We start from the raw sequence: 12,770 nt of genomic DNA, 5'->3' as shown, positions 1-12,770 counted from the left end.
TCGATCTCCACCGGGATGGTGTCGAAGTAGCCCTTCAGCAGCCAGGCGCAGTACGGCACGGTGGTGGTCGAGTAGACCAGGACACCCGGGCGGTCGGCGCGACCGGACACCGTCCCCCACCCTCCACCCCCGGAGACGACCTTGGACCGCAGACACCTGCCCTCGAAACTCCGCACCGCCCTCGGCGCCGCAGCCCTGCTGCTGGGCGCGCTGGGCGGCCTGGTCACGCCGCCGACCGCCCAGGCCGCCCAGACCGCAACGAGCGTTCAAACCGCCGTCACCATCGACGGCAGCCGGCCGGGCCTCACCTTCGACGGCGTCGGCGCGATCTCCGGCGGCGGCGGCAACTCCAGGCTGCTGGTCGACTATCCGGAGCCGCAGCGCGGCCAGCTGCTGGACTACCTGTTCAAGCCCGGCTACGGCGCCTCACTGCAGGTGCTGAAGCTGGAGATCGGCGGCGACACCAACTCCACCGACGGCGCCGAGCCCAGCATCGAGCACACCAGGGGCACCGTCGACTGCAACCAGGGCTACGAGTGGTGGCTGGCCGAGCAGGCCATGGCACGCAACCCGAACATCACGTTCTACGGCCTGACCTGGGGCGCCCCCGGCTGGATCGGCAACACCGGCAGCGGCGGCAACTTCTGGTCCCAGGACACCATCGACTACCTGATGTCCTGGATGGGCTGCGCCGCCCAGCACCACCTGAACGTCTCCTACCTCGGCGGGTGGAACGAGCGCGGCTTCAACGCCGCCTGGTACGAGAACCTCAAGAGCGCGCTCGGCGCCCACGGTTACGGCGCCACCAAGGTCGTCGCCGCCGACGACACCTGGTCGGTGGCCGACGCCATGGCCACCGACCCGGCGTTCAAGAACGCCGTCGACGTCGTCGGCGTGCACTACCCCTGCGGCTACATGAGCTCCTTCGGCAGCTGCCCCAGCACTCCCAGCGCCCAGGCCCTCGGCAAGCCGCTGTGGGCGAGCGAGAACGGATCCGAGGACGCCAACGACGGCGCCGCCGCGGTCGCGCGCGGGATCAACCGCGACTACCTCGACGGCAGGATGACCTCGTTCATCAACTGGCCGGTCATCGCCGCGCTCTACCCCAACCTGTTCTTCTCCACCGACGGCATGTCGATCGCCAACCAGCCGTGGTCCGGCAACTACACGATAGGCAAGACCACCTGGGTCACCGCGCACACCACCCAGTTCGCCCAGCCCGGCTGGCACTACATCGACTCCGCGAGCGGATACCTCGGCGGCGCGCGCACCAACGGCAGCTACGTCACGCTCACGTCCGGTCAGGACTACAGCACCGTCATCGAGACCATGGACGCCACCGCCGCCCAGACCGCGAGCTTCACCGTCACCGGCGGCCTGTCCACCGGCGCCGTCCACGTCTGGTCCACCGACCTCGACTCGACCGACCCCGCGGACTGGTTCGTCCACACCCAGGACGTCACCCCGCAGCGCGGCTCGTACGCCCTCACCCTCCAGCCCGGCCACGTCTACACCGTGACCACCAGCACCGGCCAGGGCAAGGGCACCGCCACGCCGCCGGCCGCCGCCGCACTCCAACTGCCGTACGCGGACCACTTCGAGACGTCCGCGACCACCACCTCGCCGAAGTACTTCACCGACATGAACGGCGCCTTCCAGACCGTCCCGTGCGGCGGTGGCCGCACCGGCACCTGCCTGCGCCAGATGGCCCCGGCCTCGCCGATCCGCTGGACCGACGAGCGGTACAACGCCCCGTACACGATGATGGGCGACGGCAGCTGGTCCAACTACACCGTCACCGCCGACACCCTCTTCGAGCAGTCGGGCACGGTCGAGATCCTCGGCCGGATCAACCAGCAGGGCCGCAACAACAACGGCCTGAACGCCTACCACCTGCGCGTCAGCGACTCCGGCGCCTGGTCCATCGACAAGAGCGACACCAGCTGGAACTTCACCACCCTCGCCAGTGGCACCACCACCGCGCCGGGCACCGGCAGTTGGCACACCGTCGCGCTGTCGATGCAGAACACCACCCTCACCGCCAGCATCGACGGCGTCGCGGTCGGCAGTGCCACCGACGGCAGCTTCACCAACGGCCAGGCCGGCCTCGGTGTGACCGGCTACCAGACCGACCAGTTCGACGACTTCAGCCTCACCCCCGGCACACCGACCACCCACACCGGCCCGATCGCCTCCGCCCTGCCCGGCAAGTGCGTCGACGACAATGCCGACTCCAGCGCCAACGGCACCGCCGTCCAGCTCTGGGACTGCAACGGCGGCGGCGCCCAGGCGTGGACCCGGTCCAACGGCACCCTCACCCACAACGGCAAGTGCCTCGACGTGACCGGCGGTGCCACCGTCAACGGCACCCCGGTCGAACTGTGGGACTGCAACGCCGGCGCCAACCAGCAGTGGACGCCGCAGGCGGACGGCACCCTGAGGAGCACCCAGTCCGGCCGCTGCCTCGACGACCCGGCCTTCGCCACCGCCAACGGCACCCGGCTGGAGATCTGGGACTGCAACGGCGGCACCAACCAGCGCTGGACCGTGCCGTAACAACAGGCCCGTCGCCCCCGCAGCCGCACGGTTTTCGGGTGGACGACGGAGGTTGAGGACGACCGCGTGCCGACGAGTGGGGACTTGCGTCCGAGTTCCCGGCCGAGAAGACCTGCGGGAGCCGGGCCGACGGGTCCGCCGGCCGACGGCAACGGGGACAGTGCGCCGGACACCTGCGTGCCGGCCGAGCGGCTTTCCACAGGCAGCGGCGCGGCCGGCACGCGGGGATCAGTGCCACGCGCACGGACCGGTCAGGAGGTGCCGCGCAGCCGGTCGGCGGTGAGCGCGACCGTGGCGCCGACGCCGAGTACGGCGATGCCGAGCAGCAGGAAGTAGAGCGGCAGCGGCAGCACAGTGGTGAGGCGGAACAGCTGGCCGCCGACGACCACGCCGATGGCGCCGAACAGGCCGTTGAGGGCGAGGAAGCGGCTGGTGCTCCCGGGTGGGGCGACGGCGGCGGCGAGGGCCAGCCCGGCCGGGGCGAGGGAGAGTTCGCCGAGCGAGTAGAGCAGGTAGACCAGCAGCAGCCAGTACGGCCCGACCGGCCCGTGCTGGGCCAGCAGGGCGGCGGCGGCCATCAGGACGAAGCCGGCGCCGGCCGCCAGCAGGGCAGCGGCGAACTTCACCGGGGCGTCGGCCCGGGGCCCGGCCCGGCGCCAGCCGCGGGCCAGCAGCGGGGCGGCCAGCAGGACGAAGAGCGGGTGCACCGACTGGAACCAACTGGCCGGGACCTCGAAGCCGAGCACCCGACGGTCGGTGTGCTGCTCGGCGAACAGGCTGAGCACCGAGCCGCTCTGGGCGAAGAGCATCCAGAACGCGGAGGACGCGGCCATCAGCGCGGTGAACCCGCCGAGCCGGACGGCCGAGTCGCGGCGCAGCGTGCGCAGGTACCAGAACGGCAGCAGCACGGTGGTGAGTCCGAGCACGGCGAGTGCGCCGGGCACCGCCCCGGCCACGGCGGCGGCCGTCGCGAGACCGCCGACGAGACAGACGACCGGCACCGTACGGCGGAGGACCCGGAGCGCCTCAGGGCGGCGCAGCGGTCGCGCCGGGCGCAGGCCGATCTCGCCGAACCTCCGCAGCCCGCGCGCGAACTGGACGAGCCCCCCGAGCATGCCGACGGCGGCCGCGGCGAAGCCCAGGTGCCAGGCGACCTTCTCCGCGAGCAGGCCGGTGACCACCGGTGCGATCAGCGCGCTGACCTGGATGCACAGGTAGAACTGCGCGAAGGCGGCTTCCCGGCGGCCCGGGTCTGGGCCGCTGACCGCCGCGACCAGTGCGGCCATGGCCGGTTTGACCAGGCCGGTGCCCGCCACCACCAGCAGCAGCCCGCCGTACAGTGAGGCGGACCAGGGGGTGGCGAGCACGGCGTGCCCGGCGGCGATCAGCGCGCCGCCGAGCAGTACCGCCCGGCGGGCGCCGAGTACCCGGTCGGTCAGCCAGCCTCCCGGCAGACCGGCCAGGAAGCTGAGCGCCATGTACAGCGCGAACACGGCGGTGGCGTTCTGCGCGGCCATGCCGACCCCGCCGTTGTCCCGACCGGCCGTCAGGTAGAGCGTCAGGATCGCGGCCATGCCGTAGAAGCTGAACCGCTCCCAGAGGTCGACGGCGAGCAGGGTGCCGAGCCCGGGTGGCCGGCCGGCCGGGGAGGTGGCCTCGGCGGCCGGCGGTGCGGGCCCGACCACCGAGGTGTGCGAGATGTCCACCCCGGTCACCCGGCGGCCTTGACCGCCACCCCCGCCAGCATGGGGAGGGCCGCGTCCGGCTGCTCTCCGGGCTCGGGCCGCCAGAGCGGGGCCCGGACGACGCCGGGCTCCAGCAGCTCGTGTCCGGCGAACAGTGCGGCCAGCTCCTCGGTGCTGCGCCAGATCACCTGGCTGACGGCGCTGCGGTAGTTCTCGGCGGCCTGCGGCGCGGCCTGGGGCACCTGGTCCGCGCCGGCGTGCGAGAGCAGCAGGTAACTGCCGGGCACCAGCCGGTCGGTGTACTGCCGGATCAGGTTCAGGGGGTCGTCGCCGTCGGGGACGAAGTGCAGGACGGCGGCGAGCAGCAGCGCGACCGGCCGGTCGAAGTCGATCAGTTCCCGGGTCTTCGGCGCCGTCAGGATCTGCTCGGGCTGGTACAGGTCGCCCTGGAAGATGGCGGCCCGGGGCTCGTCGGCCAGGATGGCCCGGCCGTGTGCGACCGCGACCGGGTCGATGTCCACGTACACCACGGTGCTGTCGGGGTGAGCGGTCAGCGCGACGTCGTGGACGTTGCCCTCGGCCGGGATGCCGGAGCCGATGTCCAGGAACTGCCGGACGCCGAGCGCGGACAGCTCGCGGACCGAGCGGCGCAGGAAGGCTCGGTTGGCGCGCAGGGTGCGGACCATGTCGGGGTTGCCCGCCGAGACCTTCTCGGCGAGCTCGCGGTCGACCGGGAAGTTGTGGGTGCCGCCGATCCAGTAGTCGTAGACGCGGGCGATGCTCGGGGTCTCGATGTCCACCTCGGCGGGTGCCCAGCTGGGACGTGTCACGGGAGTATCTCCTGGCGGTAGGTGATTGCCAAAGGGTTGAGGTGTGGTCAGGCCGGGTGGACGGGAAGTTCCTCCAGGCCGCGAAGCATCAGGCTCTCCCGCCAGCGGAGCTCGCCGGGCTTCCCGGCCAGCCGCAGGTCGGGGAAGCGCTCGAAGAGGCGGCCGATCACGATCTGCCCCTCCAGCCGGGCCAGCGGGGCGCCCAGACAGTGGTGGATGCCGTGGCCGAAGGCCAGGCCGGCGGTGTTGGCCCGGTTCAGGTCCAGCCGGTCCGGGTCCTGGTGGCGGGCCGGGTCGCGGCCGGCCGCGGCCAGCGAGATGGTGACGAACTCGCCTTCCGGGATGAGCACGTCGCCGACCTTCACCGGCTCGGTGGTGAACCGCCAGGTGGCGTTGGTGACCGGCCCGTCGTAGCGCAGGAACTCCTCGATCGCGGCCGGCCAGAGCGACTCGTCGGCGGCCAGCTGGGCGCGCGCCCGGGGATGGGTGAGCAGGGCCAGGGTGCCGTTGCCGATCAGGTTGACGGTGGTCTCGTGCCCGGCGACCAGGAGCAGGAAGGCCATCGGGATCAGCTCGTCCGCCGCCAGTTGGTCGCCCTCGTCCCCGGCGTGCACCAGATCGCTGAGCAAGTCGTTGGCGGGCTCCGCGCGCTTCGCCGCGATCAGCGCCCGAAGGTAGCCGATCATGGCCGCGCTGGCGTCCCGGACCTCGTCCGTACCCGCGCCGGAGACCAGCAGGTTGGACCAGCGGCGGAACTCGGCCCGGTCGTCCGGCGGGACCCCGAGCAGCCAGCAGATCACCGTGAACGGCACCGGGAAGGCCAGGGCCTCCATCAGCTCGACCCGGTCCTGCCCGGCGAAGCCGTCCAGCAGTTCGTCCACGAGTTCGGAGATCCGGGGCCGGAGCGACTCGACCCGGCGGGCGGTGAAGGCCCGGCCGACCAGGCGGCGCAGCCGGGTGTGGTCCGGCGGGTCGCTGTCGAGCATGTGGGCGCTCAACTCATGCGGGAACTGGCTGCGTTCACCCGCCTCCGCGAGGAACGCGGCCCGCTTCGCCGGGTCCGCGAAGTTCTTCGGGATCAGCCCGGAGCCGACCCGCATGTCCTTGCTCAGCCGGGGGTCGGCGAGCAGCGCGCGGGCGTCCTCGTACCTGGTCACCAGCCAGGTGCGCAGCCCGTTCGGGGTGAGCACCGGGACGGCCGCCGCTGCCTCGCGCAGCTCGGCGAGGACGGCGTGCGGGTCCTGGTGGAAGGCGGGGGTGAACAGGTCGAGCGGCGCCGCCGGGGTGGCCGGGTGGGTCATGCGCTGGCTCCTTCCGGGTCCGGCTCGCAGCGGGTCGCGCCGTAGCTCGCGAGCTCTCGGTAGATCTCGAACGGCCGCTCCCGCTCGGTGTCGCGGAAGCGGCGCAGCGGTGCGGTCTGGTCGCGGTGGGCGGCCCCGACCTCCCAACGCTGGAACGACGTCCAGTCGGCCCAGCGGCTGACCACCACGAAGCTGTCCGGGCGGCCGACCGCGCCGAGCAGCTCGTTCCCGAGCAGGCCCGGGGTGCCGGCCATCCGGCGGCTGGCCTCGTGGTAGGCGGTGAGCACCGCCTCCGGGTCGTCGCTCAGGTGGTACAGCACCACCTCGACGGCGCCGGCGGTCACGGCGTGCGACCGGCCGCGCCGGCCAGTGCCGCGACCACGTGCATGGTGGTCATCGAGCCGGTGCTGCGGTACGGGTGCAACTTCTGGCGGTGGATCAGGTGTCCGTCGCTGGTCTCGAACTCGCGGAACCTCGGCTCGTCGGTCCAGTCGCTGACGATCCAGTAGACGCCGTTCTCCTCGGCGCTGCGGGAGAGCCACTGGCCGAGGTTGGCCGGGTGGTCGGTGACCGAGTCGCCGACCTCCCGCCAGACCCGCTCGAAGTCGGCCTCCATGCCGGGGTTGATCTGCATCTTGAGCATCACCCGGAACACCTGGTCGCGCATCAGATGCCCCCGTCCACGTTGATGGTCTCGCCGGTGACGTACCCGGACAGGTCGCTGAGCAGGAACAGCACGGGGGCGGCCAGTTCGGCCACCGTGCCGAGCCGGGCCAGCGAGGTCTTCTGCGCGTAGGTGGCGCGCAGCGCCTCGGCGCGGTCGGCGGGCATCGTGTCGAACGCCTCGGTCTCGATCACCCCGGGCGCCACCACGTTGACCCGGATACCGCGCGGGCCGAGCTCCTTGGCGAGCGAGCGGGTCAGTCCGATCATGGCGGACTTGGCGGCGGTGTAGTGGGCCCGCAGCGGGATGCCGGCGGCGGCGCCCCGGGAGCCGATGTTGACCACCGAGGAGCCGGCCCCGAGCAGCGGCAGGGTCTGCTGGATCACCCGGTAGGCGGCGGTGAGGTTGGTGTCGATGATCCGGGACCACTCGTCGGCGGGCAGCTCGGCGAACGGTATGTGGCTGATCACGCCCGCGTTGTTGACCACCCCGTCGAGGCGGCCGTACCGCTCCTTGGTGAGCTCGGCCAGCCGGTCCACCTCGTCGGTCCGGGCCACGTCGGCGCGGACCACGTGGTGGTCGCCCGGGGTCTCCTTGAGCTCCCGGACCAGGCTGTCCACCGCCTCGCCCTCCTGGCGGTAGCAGGTGAGCACGTCGGCGCCGGCCCGCGCGGCGGCGAGCACGATGCCGCGGCCGATGCCCCGGGTGCCGCCGGTGACCAGGATCCTCTTGCCGTGCAATGCGAGTTCCATCGGGTTTTTCTCCTCAGGGAATTGGGGGTCAGACGCAGCCGTCGGCGTGGATGTTCTGGCCGGTGATGTAGGCGGCCTGCTCGCTGCCGAGGAAGAGCACCAGCTGGGCGATCTCCGCCACGGTGCCGAGCCGGCCGAGCGCGGTGAACGAGGAGACCAGCCGGCGCTGCTGCTCGGCCACCTCGGCCGGCATCTCGTCCAGCGCCTCGGTGGCGATCCGGCCGGGAGAGACGGTGTTGACCCGGATGCCCTGCGGCCCGAGCTCGCGGGCCAGCGAGCGGGTCAGCCCGACCAGCCCGGCCTTGACCGCGGTGTAGTGGGCGCCGCCGGTCATCCCGATGCCGGCCACGGTGGAGCCGAGGTTGACGATCGAGCCGCCGGGCCCGAGTAGCGGCAGGGCGCGCTGGATGACGAGGTGGGTGGATGTCAGGTTGCCCTGCACGGTGGCCGCCCACTCGGTGGGGTCGAGCTCCTGGTAGGGCGTCGGCCGGAAGGACCCGGCGTTGTTGACCACCACGTCGAGCCGGCCGGACGCGGCACGGCACTCGTCCACCAGGCGCTCGACGTCCCGCTCGTCGGAAGCGTCGGCGCGCAGCACCCGGTGCTTGCCGGGAGTCTCGGCCAGTTCCCGTTCGAGCGAGTCGACGGCGGCCCCTGGGCTGCGGTAGCAGGTCACGACGTCGGCGCCGGCCCGGGCGGCGGCCAGCACGATGCCGCGGCCGATGCCCCGGGTACCGCCGGTGACCAGGAACCGGCGGCCGGACAGCTGCCGGTCGGCCCGGGCGGCGGCCTCCACCTTGGCCTTGATCAGCCGCATCTGGACCAGGGTGTTGCGGTTGAGCCGGTCGGTCATCCCGGCGTCGTCCAGCGGGGCGCCGGGCTTCATGGCGAAGTCCTGCACCCAGCGCATCCGGACCCCGTCGGCCTGCTGGGCATACTCCCAGCGGATGTCCATGTGCTCGAACGGGCCGGTCTCCACCCGGCGGGCCCGAACCGTCCTGGTGCGCGGGTCGGGGGTCCGCTCGGAGACCCAGCTCCACACCTGGCCGTTCTCGTCCGGGTGCAGCGCGAGCCGGAACCGCAGGGTGTCCCCGTCCCGCTCCAGGACTTCGGCACTGGCGTACTCGCTGAACAGCCGCGGCCACTGGGCCACGTCGTTGGTCATCGACCAGACCAGCTCCATCGGGGCGTCGATGGTGATCGCGTTGTCGGTGCGCCCGGCCATCAGCGGGCCACCTCGGCCAGCCGGGAGTTGACGTAGTCGATCATCTGACGCGGCGTCTCCTTCTGCCCGACCTCGCCGTCAGGGATGGTGAAGCCGTACTCCCGCTCCACCCGGCTGGCCAGCTCCAGCAGGGCCAGCGAGTCGTAGCCCAGGTCGACGAACGGCACGTCCGCGAGGTCCCTGCCGTCCGATTCGCTCCGCTCGTCCGCACCGGCACCCGCGCGCAGGATCCGCAGCAGGTCCTCCATCGTGAACTGTGCCATCAGCAGCCGCCTTTCGTCGTTTCGGATCATTTCGTGGGGTGTCGGCGTTCACTGGCGCCGACCAGCAGCGCGGAGGTGAAGCCGCCGTGGCCACGGGCCAGCACCAGGGCGGTGCGCGGGTCGGTCCGCCGGGGGCGGTCCAGCACCAGGTCGATCTCGTAGCCGGGGGCGGGGTGGGTCAGCCCCGCGGTGTGCGGGATCAGGCCGGCCCGCAGCGCGAGCAGCGCGGTGGCGGTGTCCAGCGCCGCGCCGCCGGCGTAGAGCCGACCGGTCAGGGTCTTCGGTGCGGTCACCGGCACGCCGCCGGGGCCGAAGACCTCGGCGATCGCCCGGGCCTCGGCCAGGTCCTGTTCCGGCAGACCGGACGCGTCCGCGAACACCATGTCCACCGCCGTGGCGGGGAGATCCGCGTCGGCCAGCGCGCGGCGGATCACGGTGGCCATCACCGGCGGCCGGTCCGAGCCGGGTGGCGGGTCGAACCCGGCGGCGTAGCCCAGCAGTTCGCCGTAGGGCGAGGCGCCGCGCTCGGCCGCCCCGGCGGCGTTCTCCACCACCAGGAAGGCGCCGCCCTCACCCGGAACGAAGCCGGCCGCGTCCTGGTCGAACGGCAGGTACGCGCGGGCCGGGTCGCCCTCGGTGGACAGCCCGCCCGTCGACAGCTGGGCCACCAGCCCGTACGGGCAGAGCGAAGCGTCGGTGCCGCCGCTGACCACCAGCCGGGAGCCGGAGTCCAGCAGCCGCCGGGCCTGCCCGATCGCGTCCAGGCCACCGGCCTGCTCGCAGCAGAGCACGCCGCACGGGCCGCGCATGCCGTGCCGGATGGAGACCTGACCGGTGGTCGCCGCGTAGAACCAGGCGATCGACTGGTAGGCGCTGACCCAGGACGAGCCCTGCTGGTACAGCCGCTCCATCTCGTGCTGGCCGAACTCGGTGCCGCCGGAGGAGCTCGCGCTCACCACCGCCATCTCGTACTCGGGCAGGGTGGCCGGATCGGCACCGGCATCGTCCAGCGCGGCGGCCGCGGCGGCCAGCGCGAAGTGGGTGAAACGGTCGGTCTGCGGGACCAGCCGGCCCGGCACCTCCGCCGAGGTGGCGAAACCGGGCACCTCACCGGCCACGCTGACCGGGTAGCCCGCGGCGTCGAACCGGGTGATCCGGCCGAGGCCGCTCTTTCCCGCGAGCACCGACTCCCAGTGCTGCCGGGTCCCGACCCCGGTCGGGGCCACCACGCCGATCCCGGTCACCACGGCCGGTCCGGGCCGTCCGCTACCGATGCCCGAGGCGGTCATGCGGCCACCCCCGCGGTCGGCCGGCCGAGCACCATCGCGGTCTGGAAGCCGCCGAACCCGCTGCCCACGCTGAGCACCCGGTCCAAACGCTGCTCGCGCGCCGTCACCGGCACGTAGTCCAGATCGCACTCCGGGTCGGGCACCGCGAGGTTGGCGGTCGGCGGCACCACCTGGTGGCGCAGTGCCAGCGCGCAGGCGGCGATCTCCAGGGAGCCGATGGCACCCAGTGAGTGACCGATCATCGACTTGATCGAGCTCACCGGCACCTCGTACGCCCGGTGCCCGAGGCTGCGCTTGAACGCTGCGGTCTCGTGCCGGTCGTTCTGCTTGGTGCCGGAGCCGTGCGCGTTGATGTAGTCGATGTCGGCCGGGTCGACCCTGGCGCGGTCCATCGCGACCCGGATCGCTTCGGCCATCTCCCGGCCGTCCGGCTTGAGTCCGGTCATGTGGAAGGCGTTGCTGCGCCCGGCGAAGCCGAGGATCTCCGCGTACACGATGGCACCCCGGCGCCGGGCGGCAGCTTCCTCCTCGATCACCAGCACCGCCGAGCCCTCGCCCAGCACGAAGCCATCGCGCCGGCCGTCGAAGGGCCGCGAGGCGTGCTCCGGATCGCCGTTGTTGGGGGTGGTCGCCTTGATGGCGTCGAAGCAGGCCAGCGTGATCGGCGACAGCGGAGCGTCGGTGGCCCCGGCCAGCACCACGTCGGCGCTGCCCTCCTCGATCAACTGCACGCCGTGCCCGATCGCGTCCAGGCCCGAGGTGCAGCCGGTGGAGACCAGCGCCACCGGCCCTTCGGCCCCGACCTCCCAGGCCACCTCGACCGCCATCGAACTGGGCACCATGTAGCCGTACAGGTGCGGGACACCGTAGCTGTGGTCCACCAGCCAGTCTCGGCCGTGGTCGGAGAGCACCGCGTACTCCTCCTCCAGGCCCATCGTGCAGCCGACCGCGCTGCCGACCGAAACGGCCACCCGGCCGGGGTCGGTGGCGGCCAGGTCGACACCGCTGTCGGCGACCGCCTCCCGCGCCGCCACCACGGCGAACTGGGCGGCCCGATCCATCCGCCGGATCTCCCGGGGGCCGAGCCCGGCCGCCTGCGGGTCGAAGTCGCACTCGGCGGCGACCTGCGAGCGGAAGCCCGCCGGGTCGAACAGGCTGATTCGGCGGGTTGCCGTGCGGCCCGCCGACAGCAGGTCCCAGTAGGCCTGCCGGCCGATGCCACCCGGCGCGACCACCCCGACACCGGTGATGACGGCTCGTCTGATCACCGCGACCCCCCGACGTCCGGGTTCCCGGCGCCGGCGTCCAGGGGCTGCTCGGTGTCGATGTGGCCGAGCTCCGGCCGGGGGGCCAGCGGCGAGAGGTGGAACACCGCCTCGGCCTGCTCGGTGCCGATGTTGACCAGCCGGTGCCGCGCTCCGATCGGCACCAGCAGCGAGTCACCGGCGCTGAGTTGCACCGGCCGGTCGTCCAGCCTCATCTCCAGGTGGCCCCGGACGATGTGCAGGAACTCCTCGGAGTAGGGGTGCAGGTGTTCGGTGACGTACTCGCCCGGGGCCAGCGTGAGCCGCCCGCCGAAGCCCGAACTGCAACCCACTGTCCTGGGGCTGAGGGTGACCCGGATGTCGCCGCCACGCTTGGTGTTCGCCTCGACCGCGTCGGCCGCCACCTTGACCGTGGGGGTGCTCATGCGGCACCGCCCAGGTTGGCGCGGGTCGGGCGGGTGATCTCCGCGCCGCCGTCCGGCGTCCAGGAGTAGAACGGGACGGCCATCGCGTCCCTGGGCTCCCGCCAGTTCGGGTCGAACGGCGAGATGAACTCACCCAGCCGGGTGTTGATCTCCTGATACCTCGGGTGGCTGCGCGCCCGGTACAGATTGGGCGCGATGTCCTGCTCGGCCTCCACCAGGTGGAAGTACAGGTTGTGGAAGGCGAACAGGGTTCGCCTCGACACACCTACCAGATGGGGAAGTTCGGTACTGTCCGAGTCGGCGAAGACCTGCGCTACGCCCTCGGCGTCGGCGAGGTCCATCCTCGCCACGATCAGCGTTCGATGCACGATGCCCTCCGTTGCTCGTTGCTACCCGACTCATGCTGGTGGGCGGTGTTCGAGGGACTCTCGAAGCCCTCTGGAGGCCCGCTGGGCGCGACCGGCCCGGCCCCGGTCGTACGACGACCCGCCCCTGGACGCACGACGGCCCGTCGC

Annotated in this window: 12 protein-coding genes and 2 pseudogenes; 1 reads left to right on the top strand and 13 read right to left on the bottom strand. The window is 72.4% G+C overall.

The window, feature by feature from the left end; all coding sequences use genetic code 11:
- The first annotated feature begins 141 nt into the window (after window positions 1-141).
- Window positions 142-2,556 carry a ricin-type beta-trefoil lectin domain protein gene (locus tag ACWCXH_RS36435; protein WP_449805799.1) on the top strand — a complete coding sequence of 805 codons (2,415 nt, stop codon included), beginning with the start codon at window positions 142-144 and terminating at the stop codon, window positions 2,554-2,556.
- A gap of 251 nt (window positions 2,557-2,807) precedes the next feature.
- Here ACWCXH_RS36435 and ACWCXH_RS36430 read toward each other — a convergent pair whose 3' ends face one another.
- The 13 genes and pseudogenes from ACWCXH_RS36430 to ACWCXH_RS36370 form a co-directional block, all read right to left on the bottom strand.
- Window positions 2,808-4,271 carry a peptide MFS transporter gene (locus ACWCXH_RS36430; RefSeq protein ID WP_449805798.1) on the bottom strand — a complete coding sequence of 488 codons (1,464 nt, stop codon included), beginning with the start codon at window positions 4,269-4,271 and terminating at the stop codon, window positions 2,808-2,810.
- Window positions 4,268-5,071 carry an SAM-dependent methyltransferase gene (locus ACWCXH_RS36425; protein ID WP_449805797.1) on the bottom strand — a complete coding sequence of 268 codons (804 nt, stop codon included), beginning with the start codon at window positions 5,069-5,071 and terminating at the stop codon, window positions 4,268-4,270. The genes ACWCXH_RS36430 and ACWCXH_RS36425 overlap by 4 nt, the downstream gene beginning before the upstream one ends.
- Window positions 5,072-5,118: 47 nt before the next feature.
- Window positions 5,119-6,372 carry a cytochrome P450 family protein gene (locus ACWCXH_RS36420; protein WP_449805796.1) on the bottom strand — a complete coding sequence of 418 codons (1,254 nt, stop codon included), beginning with the start codon at window positions 6,370-6,372 and terminating at the stop codon, window positions 5,119-5,121.
- Entirely contained in the window at window positions 6,369-6,716 is a 348-nt protein-coding gene (locus ACWCXH_RS36415; protein WP_449805795.1) for an antibiotic biosynthesis monooxygenase family protein, read from the bottom strand. Before ACWCXH_RS36415 ends, ACWCXH_RS36420 begins: the two co-directional genes overlap by 4 nt.
- Window positions 6,713-7,039, bottom strand: coding sequence for an antibiotic biosynthesis monooxygenase family protein (locus ACWCXH_RS36410; RefSeq protein ID WP_449805794.1), 327 nt, complete (start codon window positions 7,037-7,039; stop codon window positions 6,713-6,715). The genes ACWCXH_RS36415 and ACWCXH_RS36410 overlap by 4 nt, the downstream gene beginning before the upstream one ends.
- Window positions 7,039-7,788, bottom strand: coding sequence for an SDR family NAD(P)-dependent oxidoreductase (locus tag ACWCXH_RS36405; protein ID WP_449805793.1), 750 nt, complete (start codon window positions 7,786-7,788; stop codon window positions 7,039-7,041). Before ACWCXH_RS36405 ends, ACWCXH_RS36410 begins: the two co-directional genes overlap by 1 nt.
- A 28-nt stretch (window positions 7,789-7,816) precedes the next feature.
- Window positions 7,817-8,542, bottom strand: a pseudogene (locus ACWCXH_RS36400) (SDR family NAD(P)-dependent oxidoreductase); the annotation flags it as partial.
- Between the two features lie 15 nt (window positions 8,543-8,557).
- A pseudogene (locus ACWCXH_RS36395) lies at window positions 8,558-9,013 on the bottom strand (SRPBCC family protein); the annotation flags it as partial.
- On the bottom strand, window positions 9,013-9,276 hold the full coding sequence (locus tag ACWCXH_RS36390) for an acyl carrier protein (RefSeq protein WP_449805792.1): 264 nt from the start codon (window positions 9,274-9,276) through the stop codon (window positions 9,013-9,015). The gene ACWCXH_RS36390 and the pseudogene ACWCXH_RS36395, both read right to left, overlap by 1 nt.
- 26 nt (window positions 9,277-9,302) lie before the next feature.
- Window positions 9,303-10,565: a ketosynthase chain-length factor gene (locus ACWCXH_RS36385; protein WP_449805791.1), complete on the bottom strand. Its 1,263-nt coding sequence runs from the start codon at window positions 10,563-10,565 to the stop codon at window positions 9,303-9,305.
- The gene (locus ACWCXH_RS36380) at window positions 10,562-11,833 is read right to left on the bottom strand and encodes a beta-ketoacyl-[acyl-carrier-protein] synthase family protein (protein ID WP_449805790.1); all 1,272 of its coding nucleotides are present in this window, start codon (window positions 11,831-11,833) and stop codon (window positions 10,562-10,564) included. The genes ACWCXH_RS36385 and ACWCXH_RS36380 overlap by 4 nt, the downstream gene beginning before the upstream one ends.
- Window positions 11,830-12,255: a cupin domain-containing protein gene (locus ACWCXH_RS36375; RefSeq protein WP_449805789.1), complete on the bottom strand. Its 426-nt coding sequence runs from the start codon at window positions 12,253-12,255 to the stop codon at window positions 11,830-11,832. Before ACWCXH_RS36375 ends, ACWCXH_RS36380 begins: the two co-directional genes overlap by 4 nt.
- Window positions 12,252-12,623 carry a TcmI family type II polyketide cyclase gene (locus ACWCXH_RS36370; RefSeq protein ID WP_449805788.1) on the bottom strand — a complete coding sequence of 124 codons (372 nt, stop codon included), beginning with the start codon at window positions 12,621-12,623 and terminating at the stop codon, window positions 12,252-12,254. The genes ACWCXH_RS36375 and ACWCXH_RS36370 overlap by 4 nt, the downstream gene beginning before the upstream one ends.
- Window positions 12,624-12,770 lie beyond the last annotated feature (147 nt).

The sequence above is a fragment of the Kitasatospora sp. NPDC001660 genome, from assembly GCF_053596725.1.
This window is presented reverse-complemented; position numbering and strand designations above follow the sequence as displayed.